The sequence below is a fragment of the Hafnia alvei genome (assembly GCF_900095695.1).
Taxonomy (GTDB): domain Bacteria; phylum Pseudomonadota; class Gammaproteobacteria; order Enterobacterales; family Enterobacteriaceae; genus Hafnia; species Hafnia alvei_B.
Window position 1 is genome coordinate 15,785 of the sequence record NZ_FMIQ01000087.1, and the last position, 23,513, is coordinate 39,297.

A 23,513-nucleotide genomic window follows, 5' to 3' on the forward strand; every position below is an offset into this window, starting at 1 on the left:
CAATTTTACCTCTATGTAGGTACGTTTCGCACAGGCTGCGGGGTACGAGCTGTTATAGGCTTATGATATGATGTGCTATCTCGATTTTAGGAATACATTCTTCGATGCTGAATATCTCCCTACTAACCTGTAGCCGTGACGAGCGAGTGCTGTTTAGCCAGCTTAGTTTTCAGGTTAATCCGGGTGAAATGGTGCAAATTGAAGGCCCTAATGGGGCAGGAAAGACCACGTTGCTGCGAATGATTGCCGGGTTGTCTCAACCGGAAAGTGGCGATATTCAGTGGCAACAAAAATCTATTCGTAAACAGCGCGAAGAGTATCAACAGCAGATGATTTATCTTGGTCATCAGGCCGGGGTGAAATCGGTGTTAACACCGTTTGAAAACCTCGCGTTCTACCAAGAAATGCAGGGCGATAATAATCAAGACGCGATTTGGGACGCACTGGCTCAGGTTGATCTTATTGGCTATGAAGACGTTCCCGTTGCTCAGCTTTCTGCCGGGCAACAGCGCCGAGTTGCGCTGGCGCGGCTTTGGCTGAGCAACGCAAAACTCTGGATCCTAGACGAACCGCTTACCGCCATTGATAAATCTGGCGTTGCCAAGTTGATCGCATTGTTTGAGCAACACACGCGGTCGGGAGGCATTATTTTGCTGACCACGCATCAGGATTTGGATTATCGCATGCGTAAATTGCGCCTAAGCGGAGAGGAAACGGCACGATGATCATGACCGTTTTGCGCCGCGAGCTGAAAATTGCTTTTCGCAACGGCGCTGAAATTATCAACCCGCTGTGGTTCTTTTTGATCGTCATTACGCTCTTCCCATTAAGTATCGGCCCTGAACCCCAGCTGTTGGCGCGTATCGCACCCGGCGTGGTTTGGGTCGCGGCTCTGCTGGCGGCGTTACTATCGCTCGAGAGATTATTCAAAGACGATTATCTGGATGGCACGCTAGAGCAACTGATGCTCACCCCGTCGCCGCTGGCGTTAACGGTGTTGGCAAAAGTCTTTGCGCACTGGTTGGTGACCGGATTGCCGCTGCTTATCCTTTCTCCGTTAGTGGCGCTATTACTCTCTTTTGATATGGCAACGTGGTGGGCGGTGGCATTAACGCTGTTACTGGGTACGCCTACCTTGAGCTTTATTGGCTCGATTGGCGTTGCATTAACGGTTGGGTTACGCAAAGGCGGCGTTTTGCTGAGTTTGTTGGTGCTGCCGCTTTATATACCTATCCTTATTTTTGCGACGTCTGCGATTGATGCGGCTTCGATGGGGATGCCTATCGGTGGGTATTTAGCCATCTTGGGGGCGATGCTGGCGGGAAGTATCACGCTGTCGCCTTTTGCCGCGGCAGCCGCGCTTCGCGTTAGCGTGCAATAGCCCATTCGGTAAAGCCGAATTCAGCTATTTACAAAACCTTTTTGTTTGTCGCTAGCAACATGCGTCAAACTAACAATTAAAGATGTATGGCGGTATCAAAGTAGATTGTCTGAAAAGAGCCTGCAAGCAGTAGAAGACAGCGCCTTTTTGTGGGGTTTCGGCAGTGACGCCGAGACAATAATTTTTCGTTTTGTGAGCATAAATCTCAATGTGGAAATGGCTTCATCAGCTTGCCAAGCCTGAGCGGCTTTATCATCTTTGCGGTAAGTTCGTCCCGTGGCTTGGATTAGCCGGGGCGGTATGCCTGTTAGTCGGTTGGATCTGGGGTTTTGGCTATGCGCCGTCAGATTATCAGCAGGGCAACAGCTATCGCATCATGTACATCCATGTGCCAGCGGCTATCTGGTCGATGGGGATCTATGCCTCGATGGCGATTGCGGCGTTCATCGGTTTGGTCTGGCAGATGAAAATGTCCGATCTGGTGAGTGCAGCCATGGCACCGGTTGGCGCGGTGTTTACCTTTATTGCGCTGGCGACAGGATCGGCTTGGGGTAAGCCGATGTGGGGAACGTGGTGGGTTTGGGATGCTCGTTTAACCTCCGAACTGGTGCTGCTGTTCCTCTATTTAGGCGCCATTGCGTTGTATAACGCCTTTGACGATCGCCGCACTGCCGGTCGTGCCGCCGGCATTCTGGTGCTGGTTGGCGTGGTCAATCTGCCGATTATTCATTTCTCCGTTGAGTGGTGGAATACCCTGCATCAGGGTTCGACCAATATGCAAAATACCATTGATCCCAGCATGCGCTATCCGCTGCGTTGGGCAATCTTTGGTTACCTGTTTTTCTTTATCACCTTAACGTTGATGCGTTTACGTAATTTAATTTTACTGCAAGAGCGTCGGCGTCCTTGGGTGAATGCGTTAGTGAACCCTCGCCTAAAAAATCAGCCTAAGGAGCGTTCCTGATGAGTCCTGCATTTTCCTCTTGGCAAGATTTCTTCGCGATGGGCGGTTATGCCTTTTACGTTTGGCTTTCTGTTGCCGCAACGCTTATCCCATTACTTTTATTGGTTTGCCATACCCAGTGGCAACGCCGCCAAATTTTGACTGAAGTTCGCCGCCATCAGGCGCGCGAGCAGCGAATTAAACAAGCGCAGGGTCAGCAGCGCGCTTCGTCAGCTTCACAAGGAGAGCAATCATCATGAACCCGCGTCGTAAGAGTCGCCTCTATCTGGCCATTGTCGTTTTACTCGGCTTAGCAGTGACGATCACTCTGGTGCTTTATGCATTGCGCTCGAATATTGACCTGTTTTATACCCCGACGGAAATCCTGCAGGGTAAAGGTGAAAATCATGAGAAGCCTGAAGTGGGCCAGCGTTTGCGTATTGGCGGCATGGTGATGCCTGGTTCGGTGAAGCGCGATCAGCAAAGCCTGAAAGTCTCATTTAAAATCTACGATGCGCATGGCGCTATTGGTGTGACCTACGAAGGCATCTTGCCGGACTTGTTCCGTGAAGGGCAGGGCGTGGTTGCACAAGGCGTGATGGGCGAAGACAACGTGGTGCATGCCAAAGAAGTATTGGCAAAACACGATGAAAAATATACGCCACCTGAGGTAAAAGAAGCGATGGAGCAAAACCATAATCGCCCAGCTGATTCTTATCAGCAGAATAGTGGCAATGCGAATGCGGGGAGCCCGCAGTCATGATCCCTGAAATTGGCAATTTCCTGCTATCGCTCTCATTAGCGCTTTCCGTATTGCTGAGCATTTATCCGCTATGGGGTGCTGCGCGGCAAGACGTGCGTATGATGTCGGTGGCGCGGCCATTGACCTATGGCCTGTTCTTTAGCATCGCGATTTCATTTGGTTGTTTGGTGTATGCCTTTATTACCAACGACTTTACGGTTTCCTATGTGGCGGCAAACTCAAATACCCAGCTTCCGGTCTATTACCGCATCGCGGCAACCTGGGGCGCACATGAGGGATCGCTTCTTCTCTGGGTGCTGTTGTTAAGCTGTTGGACGCTGGCCGTGGCGCTATTTAGCCGCAGCATGCCGCAGGACTCAGTGGCACGCGTGCTGTCAGTGATGGGGATGATTAACGTCGGCTTCCTGCTGTTCATTATTCTCACCTCCAATCCCTTCACGCGTACGCTACCGAACTTTCCTATTGACGGCAGCGATCTGAATCCGCTGTTGCAGGATATTGGCCTGATTTTCCATCCACCGTTGCTGTATATGGGCTACGTTGGATTCTCGGTCGCCTTTGCATTCTCCATTGCGTCACTGATGGCAGGGCGTTTAGATACCGCATGGGCGCGCTGGTCACGTCCGTGGACGATGGCGGCCTGGATTTTCCTTACCATGGGCATTGTTTTAGGTTCTGCGTGGGCCTATTACGAATTGGGCTGGGGCGGCTGGTGGTTCTGGGACCCGGTAGAAAATGCCTCCTTTATGCCATGGCTGGCGGGTACGGCGCTGCTGCACTCGTTGGCAGTAACCGAAAAACGCGGGACCTTCAAAGCGTGGACGGTACTGTTGGCCATCACCGCGTTTTCGCTGTGTCTGTTGGGGACGTTCCTTGTGCGTTCCGGCGTATTAGTTTCCGTGCACTCTTTCGCTTCCGATCCGGCGCGTGGGATGTTCATTCTGGCCTATCTGGTGATCGTTATCGGTGGCTCACTGCTGCTGTATGCGGTGAAAGGTGCTCAGGTGCGCAGCCGTACGCAGCATGAGGTGTTTTCACGCGAAACCTTCTTGCTAGGAAACAACGTGCTGTTAGTTGCCGCCATGCTGGTGGTGCTGTTAGGGACGCTGTTGCCGCTGGTACATAAACAGCTTGGCTTGGGCAGTATTTCCATCGGTGAGCCTTTCTTTAACTCGATGTTTACTTGGTTGATGGCGCCGTTCGCGCTGCTGTTGGGCGTTGGACCGTTGGTGCGCTGGCGTCGTGATGAACCGGCTAAGTTCTGGAAACGTTTGTTGGTTGCGATGGTTGTGACCGTGATCCTTTCCGTGCTGCTGCCTTGGCTGATGCAGGACCGCGTTGAAGGTATGACGGTAGTGGGTCTGCTGATGGCATTCTGGGTCGTGATCCTTACGCTGATGGAATTGCACGAGCGCGCTACGCATCGCTACGGTTTCTGGAAGGGGCTGACCAAGCTGCCTCGCAGCCACTGGGGCATGGTGTTAGGTCATTTAGGCGTTGCCGTGACGGTGATCGGTATCGCTTTCAGTCAAAGCTACAGCATCGAGCGCGATGTGCGCATGAAATCCGGCGATAGCGTAGATATTCATAATTATCACTTCGTGTTCCGCGATGTGCATGACATCAAAGGCCCGAACTATACCGGCGGCGTGGGCATCATTGATGTTACGCGCGACGGCAAGCCAGAAGCCACGCTGCGTGCAGAAAAGCGCTATTACGCAACTGCGCGTAGCATGATGACCGAAGCGGCCATTGACGGCGGTTTAACGCGCGATCTGTATGCGGCCTTGGGTGAAGAACTCGATGACGGCGCGTGGGCTGTACGTCTTTATTACAAGCCTTTTGTGCGCTGGATTTGGTACGGCGGCGTGCTGATGGCGATCGGCGGCGTGTTATGCATGCTCGATCCGCGCTATCGCTCAAGCCGTAAAGAAAAGGCAGAACCAGAGAAAGCGGAGAAAACAGCATGAATCGCAAGCTGCTCTTTATCCCGTTAGTGTTATTTATGCTGCTGGTGCTGGCGTTTGTTATCCAGCTACAGCGCAACGCGGGTGGGGAAGATCCCACTATGCTGGAATCTGCGCTGATTGGTAAACCCGTTCCTGAATTCAAGTTAGAATCGCTGGATCAGCCGGGTAAAACCTTTGACCAAAGCGTGCTGCACGATGGTAAACCCATGTTGCTGAACGTGTGGGCGACATGGTGCCCAACCTGCTATGCCGAGCATCAGTATCTGAATAAGCTGGCGGCGAAAGGGATCCGCGTCGTTGGGCTTAACTATAAAGACGATCGCCAGAAAGCGGTCAAATGGCTGAATGATTTGGGAAATCCCTATGCGCTAAGCCTGTATGACGGCGACGGCATGCTGGGGTTGGATCTCGGCGTTTATGGCGCTCCTGAGACTTTCCTGATCGATGGCAACGGTATCATTCGCTACCGCCATGCGGGCGATCTCAACGATCGCGTATGGCAACAAGAGATCGAGCCTTTATATCGCCAATATGAAGGAGCTAAATAATGCGAATGCTACGATTTGCTAGCGCACTGGCGGGCATTATGCTTTCGGTAAGCGCGTGGGCGGCCATTGATACCTATAGCTTCAAAAGCGTGGAACAAGAGCAGCAGTATCGCGAGTTAACCGAACAGCTGCGCTGTCCAAAATGCCAGAACAACAGCATCGCTGATTCTAACGCTATCATCGCCTCCGATATGCGTCAGAAAGTATATGAATTGATGGAAAAGGGCTATACCAACAAGCAGATCACCGAGTATATGGTGGCGCGCTATGGCAATTTCGTTACCTATGAGCCGCCGCTAACTGCAGCGACCATTATTCTTTGGGCAGGCCCTGCGCTGTTTGTGTTACTGGGCGCTATCGTGGTGATTACCCGAGCACGCCGCCGCCGTCCTAACGAGCCTGAGGTTTCTAGCCGTGAAACGCTCAGCGAAGCCGAGAAACAACGTTTAAACCAGCTACTTAACGACAGCGACAGGGAACATTGATAATGGCATTTTGGTTGATAGTTTTAGTATTGTTGATTATCGCTGCTGCATTATTGCTGGTTCCAGTGCTACGTCAGCCTCAGCGAGATCTACCGGAAGATCGCGATCGCCTTAATACGCGTTTTTACCATCAGCGTTTGAAGGAGCTTGAGCAAGACGAAGAACAGGGCGTGGTGGCTGAACGTCAGGTGATGATTGAAGAACTGCAGCAAAATCTGCTGTCTGATGTTCCTGATGCGCAGGCGGAGAGAGCTGAACCGTTAAACCGTTGGGTTTTACTGCCGGGCGTGGTTATTTTGGTGCTAATTTCCGTTGGTTTTTATCTTAAAACCGGCGGTCTGGCGCAGGTTCAGGGCTGGAATTTGGTGATGAGCGAAATGCCTTCCCTGCGTGAGCGCGTGATGAATGAGGATAAGCAGCCGCTAACTATGGAAGAGATTGCACGTTTGGGATTAGGTCTTCGCACCGAGCTGCAAACCGATCCGCGTAACGTGGCTGACTGGGTGATGTTAGGCCGTATCGGTATGGCGCTGAATAACGCGACGACCGCGACACAGGCGTTTTCCCATGCTTATCAATTAGCACCGAATGAGCCGGAAGTCGCATTGGGCTATGCAGAAGTGCTCACTCGCTCCAACGATCCTGAAGACAATAAGCAAGCTGCTGATATGCTGGGTAACATGATGGCGCGCAACCATCAAGATGTGCGAGTGCTTAGCCTGCTCGCCTTCAATGCTTTCGAGCAGGGTGACTATAAGAAAGCAATCGGTGCGTGGGAGATGATGCTGCGCGTGTTGCCGGAAAATGATAGCCGTCGCGAAGTATTAAAGCGCAGTATTGAGCAAGCCAAAGCGCAGTCTGGAGAGGATAATACGCAGCTGAGTGTCACGATTAATCTGTCACCGGATGTCGAACGCCAATTGCCGCCAACGGCGGTGCTGGTTGTTTCGGTAACCGATGGCGTCGCGCCAATTCCTGTTGCGGTTAAACAACTGCCTTTGGGGCATTTCCCGGTGAAGGTATCGCTATCCGATGCTAACGCTATGATGCCAGAGCGTTTGCTTTCGGCACAAAAGCAGGTGAAGGTGCGTGCGCGGATCTCTCGAGACGGTTTAGCCAATCCACAGCCGGGCGACTGGTTCGGTGAAAGTGCGGTTATGCCCTATAATAAAGAGAGTCAGATTAGCTTACAGATTGATCATCAAGTACCATAAATCGTCTGTTGCAAAGACCTAAGCATCAGGGCATAAGAACGATCAGAATAAAATATGAGGATCGCTGAGGGCAGCGTTAATTTTCAGCCTGTTATCAGCGGTCCCTTTTCATGGAGAAGATATGAAACTTCGGCTGACAGGAGTGGCTCTGGCAAGCGTATTGCTGGCTGGGTGTGCGTCTAACTCATCAAAACCAGAAGCTCAGGGGCGATCTGACCCGTTAGAGGGTTTTAACCGCGCGATGTTTAGCGTGAACTACGACTATCTGGATCCGTACGTACTGCGTCCTGTCGCCGTCGCTTGGCGAGACTATGTGCCCGTACCTGCACGAACCGGTATCTCGAACTTCACGAGCAACCTCGAAGAACCTGCCAGCATGGTGAACAGCTTCCTTGAGGGCAAGGTTTACGATGGCTTCGTGCACTTTAACCGTTTCTTCCTGAATACCATCTTAGGTATGGGTGGCTTCATTGACGTTGCCACGATGGCGAATCCTAAGTTAGCGAAGCAGGAACCACACCGTTTTGGTAGCACGCTAGGCTATTACGACGTGCCTTATGGCCCGTATGTTGTGCTTCCGGGTTACGGCAGCGTGACGCCGCGCCAGGATGGCGGCGACTACGTTGACTATCTGTATCCAACGCTAAGCTGGCTGACATTCTGGATGTCTGCGGGTAAATGGATGATTGAAGGTATCGAAACACGTGCACAGCTGCTGGATTCTGATGGCCTGCTGAAAAACTCTTCGGATCCTTATCTGTTTATGCGTGAAGCCTATTTCCAGCGCTACGATTTCTTGGCAACCGGCGGTCAGCTAACTGCGCCAGTTAATCCGAATGCGGCTGTGATTCAGGATGAATTGAAAGATATCGATTCAAACTGATGCTGAGCTTGATGTGAAAAAAGCGCCTAAGGGCGCTTTTTTTGTGTCTGAAGTTTGTGTTGCGCCTAATAAAAAAGCGGCCAGAAGGGTAATGCTGGTTACTTGAGCATGATTTTAGGGGGAGTACACCGATGGGGTCGTAGCAGCTTTCGCTGCCGGAGCGCCCCGCGGTGTACTCGCCCCGTGTATCTCGATCTCTTAAACGCTCTGCATTATCCTGAAGGGCGCTTTTAGATAGTGATGCGTTTTAAAATTAGAACGCGTAGTTGAAGTTAGCACCGTACAGCCATGCTTTACCTTCAGACTTGAACTCGTATGGACCTTCATTGATGGTCACTTTCGAGCCGTGCATATAGGAAATACCTACGTCAACAGAAGCGTCTTTGTTGAACGCATAGCTGGTACCCGCACTGATCCATGCACGATCCTGATCGGGAATCGAGATAGAGCGAGTGCCGGCTGGTACTGGGCTATCATCGAATGCGATACCGGTACGGAAGGTCCAGTTGTCGTCGTAGAAGTAAGTGGTACCAATCGCGATGCGGTAAGCATCTTTGAAGCCTTCATCTTTATAGAACAGCGTCTGACCGTTAGAGCCTTTCGCTTTCAGTTCTTGGAACTGGCTCCAGCTGGTGTATGCCAAGCTGTAGTGAACGGCCCATTGTGGTGCCACTTTGTGGTAACCAGAGACTTCCCACATTTCAGGCAGGTTTAAAGTCAGAGAACCCGGTACGGTTCTGCCATCGGTACCCGCTGGTAGACCAATCATTGAGCCAATACCGTTCAGAGCGGATGGCAGGTCGCTTTTGTAATCGCCATCGAAGTCGATTTTAACTTCTGAACGATAGGTAAAGCCGAAGCGGTTGTTTTCATCTACTTCATAAAGGATACCGGCGTTCCAACCAAAGCCCCACTCATCACCTTTCAGGTGGCTTATCTGAGTATTGGCAGGGATTTGCGCGATTTGACCCGCAACAGGCGGTGGCAGCTGGCCTGAACCGGCAATCAGCAGCGGTAGGTCACCTGCGTAGCGGTCAATCTTAGCTTTGGCATAGACAGCATCAAAGCCTAAACCGAAGCTGAAATGTTCGTTGGCACGGTATGCTGCACTCAGATTCAGGTTAGCAGTGGTCAGGTCGGTAGTACCGCCCATGGAGCCTGCTGCGTAGTTGTCGTTAAACTCGGTTGCCAGACCATAGTTAGAGGTGACAGACGCGCCGACGGCCCATTGGTCGTTGATCGGCTGCACGTAATGGAAGTTAGGTACCCACGCGGTTGGTGCAATGTTTTTCGCGTTCAGGCTTTGACCGCTTGGAGAACGACCAGAGATATCAACATCTGGATCGATAAATACGCCGCCGATGGACATCGCTGGGCGATCGTACATGCTCAATAGTGCCGGGTTGCGGCTGGCAGATGCCGGAGTATCTGCGATGGCGCCTTCACCGGAATAGGCTCGGCCCAAGCCAGCGGCTGAGAACTCATTCAGCTGGAAACCAGCGGCATTGACGTTTGATGAAAGCAGTGCCACTGCTGCAGCTAATGCTGACTTAGTAAACAGGTTTTTCTGGCGCATGACCGAAACCTCATTATTGTGTGTTTTATTTAAACTATGTTACGTACTGTAACAAGGAGCGCGGATTGTAGGGTCCGAGTTCGATCTGACAAATCAGACCAGTGAGCAGAGTATAGGTCTGACCTCTCGGTATGTTGCAAGAATGTTTATTGAATATTTCATAAATGATTCAAGAAAAGAGATCTTCGTAACAAAAAACAACGGAACTAATAAAGAATTGATTACAAGTGCGAAGAAATAACCGCCAAATAATGTGATTTTGCTCACTTAATGTCATTCATCTGGCATATCGCTAGTCTCTGTAGTGGGAGAGGAGTAAAATACCCACAGTTTTTATATTTTTTGAGCCAGATCATAATTGGCGATATAAAGAGGGGTTCATTCCCCATCGAGGAGATGATTGAAATGACTGATGCTATTAAAAAATGCAGTGCACAAGAAACAGCCGCTTGCTGTTGCGTTGATGTCGGCACCATCATGGATAACACCGACTGCACCGCATCCTATAGCAATGTATTTGCTACGGAAGCTGATGCGAAAGCCATGCTGGAACAGCTGACACAAAAAGCACGTGGTATTGAATCCGATCCATGTGAAATCAAGAGCAACATCGCTAAAACTGCAGAAGGCTATGCGCTGACCGTTGATTTTGCTTTTGCCTGCGAAGCTGAAACTCTGATTTTCCAACTGGGCCTGCGTTAATCGCATCGCGTTAGTTGGTCGTATTATAAGCGTGGCTTAGGCCGCGCTTTTTTTATATTCAAATAAAGATTCTAGTGCTGCTGTATTTCTATTTTTATCCTTGCATATATTCACAGAATTTATTATTTCTTCGAAATCCATTTTCCTCCTCCCGCATTCTCCTTGAATAAGAAACCTGCTTCTGTTCTCAGTTCTTACGTTTTGTTGTTTGCTAAATGTAAAAATTTAGTTAAGAATTTACGCTATCAGGTCAGACCTGTTAACTGAAAGCAAGAAGCGAATGACGCTCGGCTAACTTTCACTTTTCAGGGTTTGTAACAATTTTGATATTTTTAGCGTATTGCGCAGGAGCACAAAATGAGTCAGGCACTTCCTTTGTCATCCCCATTGGCTCTGACGACTCGCACAGGCGATCGCGTTGCGATTGTGCAGGGATTAAGAACGCCCTTTGCTCGCCAGGCGACGGCGTTCCATGGCATTCCTGCCGTTGACTTAGGCAATATGGTGGTCAGTGAGTTACTGGCTCGAAGCAATATTTCTCCTGAGGTCATCGATCAACTGGTGTTTGGGCAGGTGGTACAAATGCCAGAGGCACCAAACATTGCGCGAGAAATTGTTTTGGGCACTGGAATGAGTATTCATACCGACGCTTACAGCGTGTCGCGAGCCTGTGCAACTAGCTTCCAAGCGATAGCCAACGTTGCTGAGAGCATTATGGCGGGCACTATTTCCGTGGGTATTGCGGGCGGGGCGGATTCGTCTTCGGTTCTCCCAATCGGCGTGAGCAAGGCGCTAGCGCGTACTTTGGTCGATGCCAATAAAGCACGCACGTTGTCTCAACGTTTGAAACTATTTAGCAAGCTGAAGCTGCGCGACCTCCTGCCGGTGCCTCCTGCGGTCGCGGAGTATTCAACGGGTCTGCGTATGGGCGACACCGCGGAACAGATGGCAAAAAGCCATCACATTAGCCGAGAAGAGCAGGATGCTTTGGCGCATCGCTCACACACCTTAGCCGCCAAAGCGTGGGAGTCCGGCGTTTTGCGCGACGAAGTTATCACTGCCTATATCCCGCCTTATAAACAATCGCTCGATAAAGATAATAACGTGCGCGGCGATTCTTCTATGGCCTCTTACAGCAAGCTAAAGCCCGCCTTTGATCGTCGCCACGGTAGCGTAACGGCGGCGAATAGTACGCCATTAACCGATGGTGCAGCCGCGGTGCTGATGATGAGCGAATCACGAGCGCGTGAGCTGGGGTTAGTCCCCTTGGGCTATCTGCGCAGCTTCGCGTTCTCCGCTATTGATGTTTGGGAGGATATGTTGCTCGGGCCGTCGTATGCGACCCCGCTGGCGTTAGACCGCGCCGGTATCACGTTGCAGGATCTTACCCTGATCGATATGCATGAAGCTTTTGCATCACAAACGTTGGCGAATTTGAAAATGTTTGCCAGCGATGAGTTTGCTCGTGAAAAATTAGGCCGCCCGCAGGCGATTGGTGAAGTCGATATGAGCAAGTTCAACGTGTTGGGCGGCTCTATTGCGTATGGTCATCCTTTTGCCGCCACCGGAGCGCGCATGATCACACAGACGTTGAATGAATTACGCCGTCGCGGCGGAGGGCTTGGGTTGACGACCGCCTGCGCCGCGGGTGGGCTCGGTGCCGCCATGATCGTGGAGGTGGAATAATGTCAGCTCAGGAAAACCTCGCCATGCAAGAAACTCAGCCGAGCGCTTTTCGTTTTAGCGTGGTAGATAATGATATCGGTGTGATTACCATCGATGTTCCCGGCGAGCGCGTGAATACGCTTAAAGCAGAATTTGTGCAGCAGATTGAAGAGGTATTACAACAGGCGCAAACGCACAAGTTACAGGGCATTGTGATTATTTCTGGAAAGCCGGATTCATTCATTGCTGGTGCGGATATCACCATGCTGGATGCCTGCCAAAGTGAGCAGCAGGCGCGTTCACTGGCGCAAAAAGGGCAGGTTACGCTGGCGAAGATAGCCGCGCTTTCTATTCCTGTGGTCGCAGCGATCCATGGCGCTTGCTTAGGCGGCGGCTTGGAGTTGGCATTAGCCTGCCATCGTCGTATTTGTTCACTGGATGATAAAACCGCTTTAGGGCTGCCCGAAGTGCAGCTTGGTTTGCTGCCGGGCTCCGGTGGTACTCAGCGATTACCGCGTTTGATTGGCGCTTCGTTAGCCTTGGATTTGATGCTGACCGGTAGGCATGTGCGAGCGAAACAAGCACTGAAAATGGGGCTGGTCGATGACGCGGTTCCTGCCTCGATTTTGTTAGAAAGCGCGATCCAGCTAGCACGTCAGGGATGGCGTACCCGCCCTGAACTGCCAGTGATCGAACGTTTGCTTAACGGGCCATTAGGGCGTTCGCTGCTGTTTAGCATCGTACGCAAGAAAACCTTAGCCAAAACGCAGGGCAACTATCCGGCGGCGGAAAAAATCATTCAGGTGGTTCGCCAAGGGGTGGAGCATGGCAGCGCCAGTGGTTATGAAGCCGAGGCGAAAGCGTTTGGTGAACTGGTTATGACGCCAGAGTCTGCGGCGTTACGCAGCCTGTTCTTTGCTTCTACGTCGCTGAAAAAAGAGGCTGGAGGTGCCGCAAAGCCGCATGAATTACATCATATCGGCGTATTAGGCGGTGGGCTGATGGGCGGCGGTATTGCCTGTGTAACGGCCACACGTGGCAGACTGCCGGTGCGTATCAAAGATATCAGCGAGCAGGGGATTAGCCATGCACTCAGCTATAGCTGGGACACGCTAACCAAGCGCGTTCGTGCCCGCCGTATGCGCCCAGCAGAGAGACAAAAGCAGATGCAATTGTTGTCTGGCTGCACGGATTACAGCGGATTTAATCAGATGGACGTAGTGATAGAGGCCGTGTTTGAGGATCTGAAGCTCAAACAGCAAATGGTGGCTGATATTGAACATTATGGCGCACCGCATACTGTTTTTGCCTCGAATACATCGTCGTTGCCGATTAGCCAGATTGCGGCGCAGGCGCAGCGACCAGAACAGGTGATCGGCCTGCACTATTTCAGTCCGGTCGACAAAATGCCGCTGGTGGAAGTGATCCCACATGCCGGAACCAGCGAGCAAACTATTGCGACCACGGTGGCATTGGCGCAGAAGCAGGGAAAAACGGCGATTGTGGTAGGCGATCGCGCTGGTTTTTACGTAAACCGAATTTTGGCTCCTTATATCAGCGAAGCGGCACGTTGTTTATTGGAAGGGGAGTCCATCAATGGAATAGACCAAGCGATGCTGAAAGGGGGGTTCCCGGTTGGGCCATTTGCGTTGTTGGATGAAGTGGGTATCGACGTAGGCACCAAAATTATTCCCATTCTGGTCGCTGAACTGGGTGAGCGGTTTGCGGCACCCCCAGCGTTTGATGCGTTGATTAAAGATAACCGTAAAGGGCGTAAGAACGGCCGAGGTTTTTATCTCTATAAAGCTAAAGGGAAAAAGGGCAAGAAAGAGGTTGATACCTCAGTGTACTCATTGCTCGGTGTGACGCCGAAACCACAGATGAGTGAGACGGATATTTTTCAGCGTTGTGTGATGCTGATGCTCAACGAGGCTGCCCGTTGTCTGGATGAAGGGATTATTCGCAGCCCCAGAGACGGCGATATTGGTGCCGTTTTTGGCATCGGTTTCCCGCCATTCCTAGGGGGGCCTTTCCGTTATATGGACCGTTTAGGCATTGATAAGATGGTTGATGTATTGCAAACGCTCAGCCTGCGCCATGGTGCGCATTTCACGCCATGTGAGAGATTATTGCGAATGAAAGCGCAAAATCAGCGCTTTTATTCGTAGCCCGCAGAGCGTCATCTAGAAGTACAGGTTACTTGGTTGCAAGCATTAATCTGGGAATGAGAGACCGATCACTGCTTGCAACTCTTTCAGCGTTCGCCTCTGTACAGGCAATTCTGTGCAGGGTAATTTACGACCTTAGACTTAACGATATCGGTGCTGATGCGCCGAACGGCGTTTCGTAGTATATTTAGATATTGGATAAAAGATAAACAGCAGTTATGTATGTTGTTATCAATACCCACGTAGCTGTTTTCAGTCTGCGTGACTAACGCGCGGTAAAATTAGCGTGTTAATTCTGTGTCGAATCAGGCAGAATGCCCGACCGTCAAATGCCCATTGGCCTGACGGTGCAGGATTCAGCCAACAATAGCGGTGCAATATGCAAGTTTTTATTATGCGTCATGGTGAGGCCGCTCTTGAAGCAGCTAGCGATTCAATTAGGCCTCTGACGACCCGTGGTCACGATGAATCAGTCTGTATGGCCTCTTGGCTACAGACGCAATCATGCAAAATTGAAAAGGTGTTGGTTAGCCCTTATCTGCGAGCCCAGCAAACGCTGACGGCAGTACGAGAAGGCTTAGCATTACCTGAAGATGTTGAGGTGATGCCAGAGCTAACACCAGGCGGCGATGCCGCTATGGTAGGGTGCTATCTGGAAGCGTTAGCGAAAACCGGTATCGGCAGCGTGTTAGTGATTTCGCATCTGCCCTTGGTTGGCTATCTGGTATCTGAGCTCTGCCCTGAAGAAGCACCTCCGATGTTTGCAACGTCTGCGGTTGCCGGTGTCTCTTTTGACATCAACGCCGAACGCGGCGTATTTGACTGGCAGGTTGGTCCTGCACAGGTCATGGCAAAAGTTTAACGCTTCTCGTTTTGCCGATGTGGCGGCAATCGCCGCCACATCTATCGAATATCTATATCGAATATCTATCGATTACCGACGTTCTTCCCGCTCATCAATTTCAATCAATATTAACAACGCCGCATCGCCGCCCCATTCACGAGACGCTTGGTGAAATGCGACTACGTCTGGATGCTGAGCGAGCCAAAGCGGCGTTTGTTGTTTAAGAATATGTTTGCCGTGACCGTGCATCACGCAGGCGCAATGCACATGTTCCCGCCGACACGCCGCGATCAGCGCGCCTAACTCCTGCTTTGCCTGTTGCTGGGTTAAACCGTGTAAATCTAAAAATAGCTCGGGGGAATAATCGCCACGGCGTAGTTTCTTGAGCTCAAAATGACTGGCATCGGGGCGGATATAACGCGTCGGCCCTTCACTATCCAACTGTGGTTGAAATTCATCTGAAAAATAGAAGCTGGCATCAATTTGCTCTTGCAGCATTTTTTCTGGCGCTATTTTGCGTGTACTGCGCTTGGGCTTATGTACCACGGTATCTTGCGCAATCCTACGTGCTCCGCTGATGGACTCACGAAAAAGGGCGGCATCTTCGCCGCTGATTGTTTTATTTTTCTTCATTATTAATCTGCCTTAGTCACTCTTATGCATAGTGTATCTAAACTTCACGCTGCATCTAAGAAAAACTCGTCACCTATCTTTCCTCAACGCTAGGCGCTCATATCCGCGACGGCTATATTCCTGCTGATTTGTGGGGCTCTTCATGGCAAACTACGGGATTGCTTACTTTTCTCATTATTGAGGTTTCATGACCGCTTTTATGGCGCGCATGAAGCCAAAGAACAGGTCTGTTGGAGGCTAATTTGGACAAGATTTTCGTCGATGAAGCGGTGAATGAGCTGCACACCATTCAAGATATGCTGCGCTGGACCGTCAGTCGTTTTAATGCAGCGAATATCTACTATGGTCACGGCACAGATAATCCGTGGGACGAAGCGGTGCAACTGGTGCTGCCGACCTTATACCTGCCAATGGATATTCCAGAAGACATGCGTTCTGCGCGTCTAACGCTAAGCGAACGTCATCGTATCGTTGAGCGCGTGATCCGCCGCGTGAACGATCGTATCCCAGTTGCTTATCTGACCAACAAAGCGTGGTTCTGCGGACATGAATTCTATGTGGATGAGCGTGTGCTGGTTCCGCGTTCTCCGATTGGTGAACTGATCGACAATCGTTTCAGCGGCATTATCGACCACAATCCAAGCCACATTTTAGATATGTGTACCGGCAGCGGCTGCATTGCCATTGCTTGCGCCTATGCATTCCCTGAAGCCGAAGTTGACGCCGTCGATATTTCAACGGACGTGCTGTCTGTCACCGAGCAAAATATTCAGGAGCATGGTCTGGATCAAAGCGTTACGCCGATCCGCTCGGATCTGTTCCGCGAGTTGCCTCCGCTGCAGTACGATCTGATCGTGACTAATCCGCCGTATGTGGACGAAGAGGATATGTCTGATCTACCGGAAGAGTTCCGCTTCGAACCCGAATTGGGCTTGGCCGCAGGCAGCGATGGTCTGAAACTGACACGTCGTATTCTGGCCTGTGCGCCTGATTATCTTACCGATGACGGCGTATTGATTTGCGAAGTGGGTAACAGCATGGTGCATCTGATGGATCAGTACCCGGATATTCCATTCGTATGGTTAGAGTTTGAAAACGGCGGAGACGGCGTCTTCATGCTGACCAAACAGCAACTGATCGACTGTGCACCACACTTCGCGCTCTACCGTTCGTAGAAACAGGTTACGCGTGCAAATCGCGCAGGTATGCGCCTCTTCTTAATGAACGGAAGGGGCGTAGAGACTCTGCGCGGTTCATGACACTAAAACACAACATTCATCTGCAAGTCAGAAAACAACGCTAAGGAGCCGCGCATGGCAGGCAATAGCATTGGGCAATTTTTCCGAGTCACCACGTTCGGTGAATCACATGGTATCGCATTAGGCTGTATCGTTGACGGCGTACCGCCGGGCATTCCTCTGACCGAAGCCGATCTTCAGCACGATTTAGATCGCCGTCGCCCAGGGACGTCGCGCTACACCACTCAACGCCGTGAACCCGATCAGGTACGTATTCTTTCGGGGGTGTTTGAAGGTATTACCACCGGCACCAGCATTGGGTTGATGATTGAAAACACCGATCAGCGTTCGCAAGATTACGGCGCTATCAAAGACTTATTCCGTCCAGGCCATGCGGATTACACCTATGAACAAAAATACGGTACGCGCGATTACCGCGGTGGCGGTCGTTCTTCTGCGCGCGAAACCGCGATGCGCGTTGCCGCTGGCGCTATTGCCAAAAAATACTTAAAAGAAAAATACGGCGTACAGATCCGTGGCTGTCTGACTCAGATGGGTGATATCACCTGCGAAATCAAAGATTGGGATCAGGTAGAGCAAAACCCGTTCTTCTGTCCCGATCCTTCTCAGCTAGAAAACTTAGACGAACTGATGCGTGCGCTGAAAAAAGAGGGCGACTCCATCGGGGCTAAAGTGACCGTGGTTGCTGAAAAAGTGCCGGTTGGCTTAGGCGAGCCGGTATTCGATCGCTTAGATGCGGATTTGGCCCATGCGCTGATGAGCATCAATGCGGTGAAGGGCGTTGAAATTGGTGATGGTTTCGCGGTTGTGAACAAGCGCGGCAGTGAAAATCGCGATGAAATTACGCCGGAAGGTTTCCAAAGCAACCATGCTGGCGGCATTTTGGGCGGCATCAGCAGCGGTCAGGATATTGTTGCGCACTTAGCCTTAAAGCCGACGTCTAGCATCATGGTACCGGGCAAAACCATCAATCGCCAAGGCGAAGCCGTTGAAATGGTGACGCGTGGACGTCACGATCCCTGCGTTGGCATCCGTGCGGTGCCGATTGCGGAAGCGATGATGGCGATCGTGTTGATGGATCATTTGCTGCGCCAGCGTGCGCAGTGTGGGGACGTGATTTCTAACGTTCCGCGTTTCTAAATGGCCTTGGGCTCATTTTTGATGATGGGTTGTCTTTTATGCAAAAAATGAAGTGTTACATGGCGGGTTTGTTTGCGTTGGCGGTCAGCGCACAAGCGATGGCGCTCACGCCGTGGCAGCAGATTACTCAGCCTGTACCGGGTGCCGCACAGGCGATTGGTGGTTTTGCCAATGGCTGCATCGTGGGAGCTAACCCGCTACCGTTACAGGCTAATGACTATCAGGTGATGCGTCCCGATCAGCACCGCTATTATGGTCATCCGGATTTGTTAGCGTTTATTAACCGTTTGGCGGGAGAAGTGAATCAACGCCAAATGGGAACGCTGCTGATTGGTGATATGGCAATGCCTGCCGGTGGGCGTTTCAACGGCGGACATGCGAGCCACCAGTCCGGCTTAGACGTTGATATCTGGCTGCAACTGCCTAAACAGCGCTGGAGCCAGCAGCAGCTTTTGAAGCCAACGCCGATTGATTTAGTGGCTGTGAATGGCCGCAACGTGATCCCTTCACAATGGCGCCCTGAAACCGGTGAGCTGATTAAGCTGGCGGCAAAAGATAACGAAGTGACGCGCATTTTTGTTAACCCAGCGATTAAACAAAAGCTGTGTGACACCGCAGGCAGCGACCGTGACTGGTTGCGCAAGGTTCGACCTTGGTTTGCGCATCGTGCTCATATGCATGTACGTTTGCGCTGCCCGGCAAACAGTCTTGAGTGTGAAGACCAAATGCCACCGCCGGCCGGTGATGGCTGTGGTGCCGAATTGGCGAGCTGGTTCCAGCCACCGCCTCCGGGGAGTAAACCGTCAAGGCCATCAACGCCGCCGCCATTGCCACCATCGTGTCAGGCATTGTTGGATAACCACTTTGCGGGTTAATTCGGTGAAATAAAAACGCTCCTATCATGGAGCGTTTTTTTATCGCTATTTCCCTCGCTATGCGTTTTTTGCATAGCAAAAACCATTCTTGCATTTTCCTGTTTTATTCATCACATGTTATGTTCGAAATCGGTCTTCTGGCCATGCTATTTAAATTATTAAGCGCGCGAAGAAGTGCAGAATAGATTTCCATAAACATTATTAATCTATATCCCCAATAATTGGCATTGCATCGAAACAGTAATTTCAAATATGGCAGGGATATATTTATAAACACAGGACAGGGAATATATGGCAAATCAAGAATCAGAACTGGCAATACCCAGCCAGAAAATAAAAGTCACGTGGGTAGGTTACCTTTCATTTTTTCTCACCATTATTTTCTTTTCAGGTATGTTTTCCGGCAGTGATGGCTGGTGGCGAGTTTTTGATTTCACCGTTCTTAACGGTTCCTTTGGTCACGTAAATGGTGATAGTGCAAAGACGGCATTAACATTCCGAGGCGTGAATGGGACAGGCGCTAAAGATGGTTTTCTGTTTGCGCTTGAGCTGGCGCCGTCGGTGATTTTATCGCTGGGAATTATTGCCGTTACCGATGGACTCGGAGGGCTGCGCGCCGCCCAGCAGCTGATGACGCCTATATTACGCCCATTGCTCGGCATCCCAGGGATTTGCTCGCTGGCGCTGATTGCCAACCTACAAAATACCGATGCAGCAGCAGGGATGACTAAAGAATTGGCGCAAGATGGTGAAATCACCGAGCAGGAAAAAGTTATTTTTGCCGCCTATCAAACCAGCGGAAGTGCCATTATTACTAACTATTTTTCATCAGGCGTTGCCGTATTTGCTTTTTTAGGAACTTCGGTAATTGTTCCACTTGGCGTTATTTTATTATTTAAATTCGTCGGTGCGAACATTCTGCGGATATATATCAATGTTGCTGAGCAGCGCGTTGCCAAAAATAAGGACTAAAACCATGACGGCTCAAGTACGCAAAAATGTGATGGATATGTTTATTGATGGCGCTCGACGAGGCTTTACCATCGCAACAACGAATTTACTGCCTAACGTGGTGATGGCGTTCGTTATTATTCAAGCATTGAAAATTACCGGATTACTCACTTTAGTGGGTGACGTTTGTCAGCCGATCATGGCTCTATGGGGATTGCCCGGTGAAGCGGCGACGGTTCTGCTGGCGTCATTGCTCAGTATGGGCGGCGCAGTTGGGGTTGCCGCGAGTTTAGTGACGGCGGGAACGCTCAGTGGGCATGACGTTACTGTGTTATTACCTGCCATTTACTTGATGGGAAACCCGGTTCAAAACGTTGGGCGTTGCCTCGGTACGGCGGAAGTTAACGCCAAATATTATCCCCATATTATCGGCATTTGCGTGATTAACTCGCTGCTGTCGATCTGGGTTATGCAACTGATTGTGAGATAACGAGGAGCCTGAAATGGACTTAACTTCCGCAGGATTTATGTTGTTACGTGGGGCTCAGGTTTATGCACCTCAGTCATTGGGGGTTCAGGATGTTTTACTGGCCTACGGCAAAATATTGGCCGTTGCCCCGCAGATCCCAAGCGATGTTTTACCCGACTGCAAGGTTATCGATCTAAATGGATTAATACTGTGTCCCGGGTTTATCGATCAGCATATTCATTTCATCGGTGGTGGTGGTGAAGCGGGGCCTGCCACGCGCACGCCGGAAGTGCGTTTATCGAAGTTGGTTGAGGCGGGCGTGACAACGGCTATCGGCCTGCTCGGCACCGATTCGGTGACTCGACATCCTGAGTCATTATTAGCAAAAACACGGGCGCTTAACGAAGAAGGAATTACTGCCTATATGCTGACGGGCGCCTACAGCATTCCGTCGCCAACGATTACCGGCAGTATCGAGCGCGACGTAGCGTTGATCGACCGCGTTATCGGCGTGAAGTGTGCGGTGTCCGATCACCGCTCTTCAGCACCGCATGACGCCGCATTAGCGAACATGGCGGCTCAGTCACGGGTGGGCGGATTACTCGGTAACAAAGCTGGCATCAGCGTGTTTCATATGGGGAGCAGCAAAAAAGGATTAGCGCCGCTCTACGCCATTCTGGAAAACAGCGATGTGCCTATGAGTAAGCTGTTGCCAACGCATGTTAATCGCAGCGAAACGCTGTTTGATGCGGCCATCGAGTTTGCGTTAAAGGGCGGACATATCGATATCACCAGCGGGATTCCGGGCCCTGTCACGCCGTCACAGGCGGTGAGACGAGCCGTAGACTCTGGTGTCGCGCTTGATTTGCTCTCTGTGAGCTCTGACGGTAACGGAAGCCAGCCTGTCTTTGATGCTCAGGGTAACCTCACGGGGATTGGCGTCGCAGGCTTTGAGAGCCTGCTCGAAACACTGGTGGCGCTGGTGCAAGAACAGAATATGCCGCTTGCTGATGCGTTAATTCCATTTACCCGCAGCGTGGCAAAATTCCTTGGGCTGGAAAGCAAAGGTGAAATCGCGGTGGGTAACGATGCTGATTTTGTGGTGTTAACACCGGCGCTGGCAATTCATCAGGTTTATGCCCATGGGCGTCTGATGGTGCAAGAGGGCAAAGCCTGCGTGAAAGGAACCTTCGAATAACGGTTTGTCTGTTGTCGCGCCGATCCTCATGCTAATAGTATGTTTTGGATGAGACTCGGTGCGACAACAGGAATTGAGATGAGCATTGTGCACAATATTGAAACGAAATGGCTATATGATTTTTTGACCTTGGAAGAGTGTCGAAATTTTTCTCAGGCCGCAGTGAAGCGCAATCTATCGCAGCCCGCTTTCAGCCGTCGGATTCGTTCTTTAGAACAGGCCGCTGGCGTCGAGTTATTCAACCGAGAAGTCTCTCCTTTACAGTTGACTGAACCCGGTAAGGTATTTCACTCGCAGGTACGCAATTTATTACAGCAGCTTGAAAGCAACCTCACCGAGCTGCGCGGCGGCAGCGATTTTATTGAACACAAAATCAAAATAGCGGCTGCGCATTCATTATCCTTAGGGCTACTGCCTTCCATCGTGAAACAAATGCCGAGTCGTTTTGCCTACGCGGTTGAAGCCATCGACGTGGACAGCGCGGTTAACACGCTGCGTGAAGGGAAAAGCGATTTTATATTTTCCTATCACGACGAGTATTTATTGCAGGCACCTTTCGCACATATTCGGTTATTCGAAGCCCAGCTGTTTCCAGTATGCGCCTGTGATGAACAGGGACAGCCACTTTACTCGTTGGAACAGCACGATTTTCCACTGCTAAATTACAGTCAAACGTCGTACATGGGACGTTTGGTCAATCGAATGCTGGCCAAAAATACGCATCTGAGTTTTCGTACCGTGTTTGTTTCATCGATGAGCGAGCTATTAAAGCAGGTTGTGCTTGATGGTTCTGGAGTGGCATGGCTGCCAGATTGTTTAATTTCACCTGAGTTAGAGCAGGGGACATTGATACGTCTGGACGAAGAGGCTCTGACGATTCCTATTTATGCTTACGCGTATCGAATGGATACGCGTATGAGCATGACCGCAGAGAGCTTTTGGCGCGATCTGAGAAAATTATTCCACACCGAGTAATTCAGGGCGTTCAGGGGAAACCGTTTCTCCATTTTTTTCTTCGTACCAGCGGATCGCGGCCCTCACCAGTGCGGCGGTTGAGTCAATAAAGGTACAGTTAAACCGCGCTACCTCCGTATTGATAATCAACGGTATTTCCGTGCAGCCCATAATCAGCGTATCAACGCCGTGTTCAATCAACGCCTCAATCTGCGGGAATAACAGCGTCTGAGACAGCAAAAGATTGCCTGCTTTGTAGGCATAAATCGCCTGCATCACCGCGCACTGATGTTTCCCTTCAGGAACGAATAACGTTTTCCCCTGCTGCACCAGTTTGCGTTGGTAAAGTCCGGTAGCCAGCGTGGCGTCGGTTGCTAGCAATCCTACGGTTTGGCTGTGTTGGGGCAGTTCGGACAACGTGGCATCAAGAATATTAATCATCTCAACATGGGCGCTGTGCTGAAGGCGTTCAAACCAGTAGTGCGCGGTGTTACAGGGAATGACGATGCATTCGGCACCTGCGCTCTCGAGCATATGCAGATAGCGCTCAAGATAATCATAGGGCGAAGGGCCACCAGAAAGCAGACACGCGCTGCGGTCGGGAATATCCGGAATCGAGCAAGCGATAATCGGAATATGCTGCTGATCTTGCCCCACATGTCGAAAATGTACGAATTTACTCAGCATATCTGCCGTGGCGGCGGGGCCCATCCCGCCAAGAATACCTATCGTGTGCTGCATACATTCAACCTCATTGACCATTTGCTTGTTCCACACACTATCAATCTGAACTTAAAAGGATAAATGCCGATTGCTTAGTCGTAATGCGCAAAACGCATAGGTAAATGAGCGCTGATAAAATGGTTATGAAAAATGATAATGAAGATTGGCG

General features: G+C 50.8%; 24 protein-coding genes. 21 read left to right on the forward strand and 3 right to left on the reverse strand.

The window, feature by feature from the left end; translation table 11 throughout:
- Window positions 1-104: 104 nt before the first annotated feature.
- The 10 genes from ccmA to mlaA all read left to right on the forward strand — a co-directional run bounded on the left by ccmA (window position 105) and on the right by mlaA (window position 8,187).
- A complete protein-coding gene (gene ccmA, locus BN1044_RS22815; protein WP_072310612.1) occupies window positions 105-725 on the forward strand; it encodes a cytochrome c biogenesis heme-transporting ATPase CcmA in 621 nt (206 codons plus the stop codon).
- A complete protein-coding gene (ccmB, locus tag BN1044_RS22820) occupies window positions 722-1,381 on the forward strand; it encodes a heme exporter protein CcmB (RefSeq protein WP_040045539.1) in 660 nt (219 codons plus the stop codon). Before ccmA ends, ccmB begins: the two co-directional genes overlap by 4 nt.
- 208 nt (window positions 1,382-1,589) lie before the next feature.
- Complete coding sequence (locus BN1044_RS22825) at window positions 1,590-2,345, forward strand: heme ABC transporter permease (protein ID WP_072310613.1); 756 nt, start codon at window positions 1,590-1,592, stop codon at window positions 2,343-2,345.
- Entirely contained in the window at window positions 2,345-2,584 is a 240-nt protein-coding gene (ccmD, locus tag BN1044_RS22830) for a heme exporter protein CcmD (protein ID WP_040045541.1), read from the forward strand. The genes BN1044_RS22825 and ccmD overlap by 1 nt, the downstream gene beginning before the upstream one ends.
- Entirely contained in the window at window positions 2,581-3,087 is a 507-nt protein-coding gene (gene ccmE / locus BN1044_RS22835; protein ID WP_040045542.1) for a cytochrome c maturation protein CcmE, read from the forward strand. Before ccmD ends, ccmE begins: the two co-directional genes overlap by 4 nt.
- Entirely contained in the window at window positions 3,084-5,057 is a 1,974-nt protein-coding gene (locus BN1044_RS22840) for a heme lyase CcmF/NrfE family subunit (protein ID WP_072310614.1), read from the forward strand. Before ccmE ends, BN1044_RS22840 begins: the two co-directional genes overlap by 4 nt.
- Window positions 5,054-5,605: a DsbE family thiol:disulfide interchange protein gene (locus BN1044_RS22845; RefSeq protein WP_004092781.1), complete on the forward strand. Its 552-nt coding sequence runs from the start codon at window positions 5,054-5,056 to the stop codon at window positions 5,603-5,605. Before BN1044_RS22840 ends, BN1044_RS22845 begins: the two co-directional genes overlap by 4 nt.
- Window positions 5,605-6,090, forward strand: a complete 486-nt coding sequence (locus BN1044_RS22850; RefSeq protein WP_072310615.1) for a cytochrome c-type biogenesis protein — start codon at window positions 5,605-5,607, stop codon at window positions 6,088-6,090. Before BN1044_RS22845 ends, BN1044_RS22850 begins: the two co-directional genes overlap by 1 nt.
- A gap of 2 nt (window positions 6,091-6,092) precedes the next feature.
- Window positions 6,093-7,304, forward strand: a complete 1,212-nt coding sequence (ccmI, locus tag BN1044_RS22855) for a c-type cytochrome biogenesis protein CcmI (RefSeq protein ID WP_072310616.1) — start codon at window positions 6,093-6,095, stop codon at window positions 7,302-7,304.
- A gap of 121 nt (window positions 7,305-7,425) precedes the next feature.
- Window positions 7,426-8,187, forward strand: coding sequence for a phospholipid-binding lipoprotein MlaA (gene mlaA / locus BN1044_RS22860; RefSeq protein ID WP_072310617.1), 762 nt, complete (start codon window positions 7,426-7,428; stop codon window positions 8,185-8,187).
- A gap of 253 nt (window positions 8,188-8,440) precedes the next feature.
- On the opposite strand, the gene fadL is transcribed toward mlaA, so the two are convergent.
- On the reverse strand, window positions 8,441-9,763 hold the full coding sequence (gene fadL, locus BN1044_RS22865) for a long-chain fatty acid transporter FadL (protein ID WP_072310618.1): 1,323 nt from the start codon (window positions 9,761-9,763) through the stop codon (window positions 8,441-8,443).
- 405 nt (window positions 9,764-10,168) lie between these two features.
- Here fadL and BN1044_RS22870 point away from each other — a divergent pair, with 405 nt between their 5' ends.
- The 4 genes from BN1044_RS22870 (at window position 10,169) to sixA (ending at window position 15,160) form a co-directional block, all read left to right on the forward strand.
- A complete protein-coding gene (locus BN1044_RS22870; RefSeq protein WP_072310619.1) occupies window positions 10,169-10,465 on the forward strand; it encodes a YfcZ/YiiS family protein in 297 nt (98 codons plus the stop codon).
- A gap of 357 nt (window positions 10,466-10,822) precedes the next feature.
- Window positions 10,823-12,151 carry an acetyl-CoA C-acyltransferase FadI gene (gene fadI / locus BN1044_RS22875; protein ID WP_072310620.1) on the forward strand — a complete coding sequence of 443 codons (1,329 nt, stop codon included), beginning with the start codon at window positions 10,823-10,825 and terminating at the stop codon, window positions 12,149-12,151.
- The gene (fadJ, locus tag BN1044_RS22880) at window positions 12,151-14,298 is read left to right on the forward strand and encodes a fatty acid oxidation complex subunit alpha FadJ (protein ID WP_072310621.1); all 2,148 of its coding nucleotides are present in this window, start codon (window positions 12,151-12,153) and stop codon (window positions 14,296-14,298) included. Before fadI ends, fadJ begins: the two co-directional genes overlap by 1 nt.
- A gap of 379 nt (window positions 14,299-14,677) precedes the next feature.
- The gene (gene sixA / locus BN1044_RS22885) at window positions 14,678-15,160 is read left to right on the forward strand and encodes a phosphohistidine phosphatase SixA (protein WP_072310622.1); all 483 of its coding nucleotides are present in this window, start codon (window positions 14,678-14,680) and stop codon (window positions 15,158-15,160) included.
- 72 nt (window positions 15,161-15,232) lie between these two features.
- Here the strand turns inward: sixA and smrB are convergent, their stop codons facing one another.
- Window positions 15,233-15,775 (reverse strand): endonuclease SmrB, encoded by a 543-nt coding sequence (smrB, locus tag BN1044_RS22890; RefSeq protein WP_072310623.1) that lies wholly within the window; start codon window positions 15,773-15,775, stop codon window positions 15,233-15,235.
- 242 nt (window positions 15,776-16,017) lie between these two features.
- Between smrB and prmB the strand changes: the two genes are divergently transcribed.
- The 7 genes from prmB to hypT all read left to right on the forward strand — a co-directional run bounded on the left by prmB (window position 16,018) and on the right by hypT (window position 22,642).
- Window positions 16,018-16,950 carry a 50S ribosomal protein L3 N(5)-glutamine methyltransferase gene (gene prmB, locus BN1044_RS22895; RefSeq protein WP_046457615.1) on the forward strand — a complete coding sequence of 311 codons (933 nt, stop codon included), beginning with the start codon at window positions 16,018-16,020 and terminating at the stop codon, window positions 16,948-16,950.
- Between the two features lie 138 nt (window positions 16,951-17,088).
- Complete coding sequence (gene aroC, locus BN1044_RS22900; protein WP_072310624.1) at window positions 17,089-18,174, forward strand: chorismate synthase; 1,086 nt, start codon at window positions 17,089-17,091, stop codon at window positions 18,172-18,174.
- 59 nt (window positions 18,175-18,233) lie between these two features.
- Entirely contained in the window at window positions 18,234-19,049 is an 816-nt protein-coding gene (mepA, locus tag BN1044_RS22905; protein WP_432612977.1) for a penicillin-insensitive murein endopeptidase, read from the forward strand.
- A 291-nt stretch (window positions 19,050-19,340) separates the two neighbouring features.
- The gene (locus BN1044_RS22910; protein ID WP_072310625.1) at window positions 19,341-20,021 is read left to right on the forward strand and encodes a nucleoside recognition domain-containing protein; all 681 of its coding nucleotides are present in this window, start codon (window positions 19,341-19,343) and stop codon (window positions 20,019-20,021) included.
- A 4-nt stretch (window positions 20,022-20,025) separates the two neighbouring features.
- A complete protein-coding gene (locus BN1044_RS22915; protein ID WP_025797773.1) occupies window positions 20,026-20,490 on the forward strand; it encodes a YjiG family protein in 465 nt (154 codons plus the stop codon).
- A gap of 13 nt (window positions 20,491-20,503) precedes the next feature.
- Window positions 20,504-21,667, forward strand: a complete 1,164-nt coding sequence (gene iadA, locus BN1044_RS22920) for a beta-aspartyl-peptidase (protein WP_072310626.1) — start codon at window positions 20,504-20,506, stop codon at window positions 21,665-21,667.
- A 78-nt stretch (window positions 21,668-21,745) separates the two neighbouring features.
- Window positions 21,746-22,642, forward strand: a complete 897-nt coding sequence (gene hypT, locus BN1044_RS22925) for a hypochlorite stress DNA-binding transcriptional regulator HypT (protein ID WP_072310627.1) — start codon at window positions 21,746-21,748, stop codon at window positions 22,640-22,642.
- Here hypT and BN1044_RS22930 read toward each other — a convergent pair.
- Window positions 22,625-23,362, reverse strand: coding sequence for a cysteate racemase (locus tag BN1044_RS22930; protein WP_072310633.1), 738 nt, complete (start codon window positions 23,360-23,362; stop codon window positions 22,625-22,627). The genes hypT and BN1044_RS22930 overlap by 18 nt on opposite strands.
- Window positions 23,363-23,513: the final 151 nt, after the last annotated feature.

What these genes read in the sequence shown, in the direction of transcription:
- mepA (WP_432612977.1), top strand. Translation starts at nt 18,234, where the DNA reads ATGGCGGGTTTGTTTGCGTTGGCGGTCAGCGCACAAGCGATGGCGCTC.
- ccmA (WP_072310612.1), top strand. Translation starts at nt 105, where the DNA reads ATGCTGAATATCTCCCTACTAACCTGTAGCCGTGACGAGCGAGTGCTG.
- ccmD (WP_040045541.1), top strand. Translation starts at nt 2,345, where the DNA reads ATGAGTCCTGCATTTTCCTCTTGGCAAGATTTCTTCGCGATGGGCGGT.
- aroC (WP_072310624.1), top strand. Translation starts at nt 17,089, where the DNA reads ATGGCAGGCAATAGCATTGGGCAATTTTTCCGAGTCACCACGTTCGGT.
- ccmI (WP_072310616.1), top strand. Translation starts at nt 6,093, where the DNA reads ATGGCATTTTGGTTGATAGTTTTAGTATTGTTGATTATCGCTGCTGCA.
- BN1044_RS22840 (WP_072310614.1), top strand. Translation starts at nt 3,084, where the DNA reads ATGATCCCTGAAATTGGCAATTTCCTGCTATCGCTCTCATTAGCGCTT.
- ccmB (WP_040045539.1), top strand. Translation starts at nt 722, where the DNA reads ATGATCATGACCGTTTTGCGCCGCGAGCTGAAAATTGCTTTTCGCAAC.
- smrB (WP_072310623.1), bottom strand. Translation starts at nt 15,775, where the DNA reads ATGAAGAAAAATAAAACAATCAGCGGCGAAGATGCCGCCCTTTTTCGT.
- BN1044_RS22870 (WP_072310619.1), top strand. Translation starts at nt 10,169, where the DNA reads ATGACTGATGCTATTAAAAAATGCAGTGCACAAGAAACAGCCGCTTGC.
- BN1044_RS22910 (WP_072310625.1), top strand. Translation starts at nt 19,341, where the DNA reads ATGGCAAATCAAGAATCAGAACTGGCAATACCCAGCCAGAAAATAAAA.
- BN1044_RS22825 (WP_072310613.1), top strand. Translation starts at nt 1,590, where the DNA reads ATGTGGAAATGGCTTCATCAGCTTGCCAAGCCTGAGCGGCTTTATCAT.
- fadL (WP_072310618.1), bottom strand. Translation starts at nt 9,763, where the DNA reads ATGCGCCAGAAAAACCTGTTTACTAAGTCAGCATTAGCTGCAGCAGTG.
- sixA (WP_072310622.1), top strand. Translation starts at nt 14,678, where the DNA reads ATGCAAGTTTTTATTATGCGTCATGGTGAGGCCGCTCTTGAAGCAGCT.
- BN1044_RS22930 (WP_072310633.1), bottom strand. Translation starts at nt 23,362, where the DNA reads ATGCAGCACACGATAGGTATTCTTGGCGGGATGGGCCCCGCCGCCACG.
- hypT (WP_072310627.1), top strand. Translation starts at nt 21,746, where the DNA reads ATGAGCATTGTGCACAATATTGAAACGAAATGGCTATATGATTTTTTG.
- iadA (WP_072310626.1), top strand. Translation starts at nt 20,504, where the DNA reads ATGGACTTAACTTCCGCAGGATTTATGTTGTTACGTGGGGCTCAGGTT.
- BN1044_RS22915 (WP_025797773.1), top strand. Translation starts at nt 20,026, where the DNA reads ATGACGGCTCAAGTACGCAAAAATGTGATGGATATGTTTATTGATGGC.
- BN1044_RS22845 (WP_004092781.1), top strand. Translation starts at nt 5,054, where the DNA reads ATGAATCGCAAGCTGCTCTTTATCCCGTTAGTGTTATTTATGCTGCTG.
- mlaA (WP_072310617.1), top strand. Translation starts at nt 7,426, where the DNA reads ATGAAACTTCGGCTGACAGGAGTGGCTCTGGCAAGCGTATTGCTGGCT.
- fadI (WP_072310620.1), top strand. Translation starts at nt 10,823, where the DNA reads ATGAGTCAGGCACTTCCTTTGTCATCCCCATTGGCTCTGACGACTCGC.
- fadJ (WP_072310621.1), top strand. Translation starts at nt 12,151, where the DNA reads ATGTCAGCTCAGGAAAACCTCGCCATGCAAGAAACTCAGCCGAGCGCT.
- BN1044_RS22850 (WP_072310615.1), top strand. Translation starts at nt 5,605, where the DNA reads ATGCGAATGCTACGATTTGCTAGCGCACTGGCGGGCATTATGCTTTCG.
- ccmE (WP_040045542.1), top strand. Translation starts at nt 2,581, where the DNA reads ATGAACCCGCGTCGTAAGAGTCGCCTCTATCTGGCCATTGTCGTTTTA.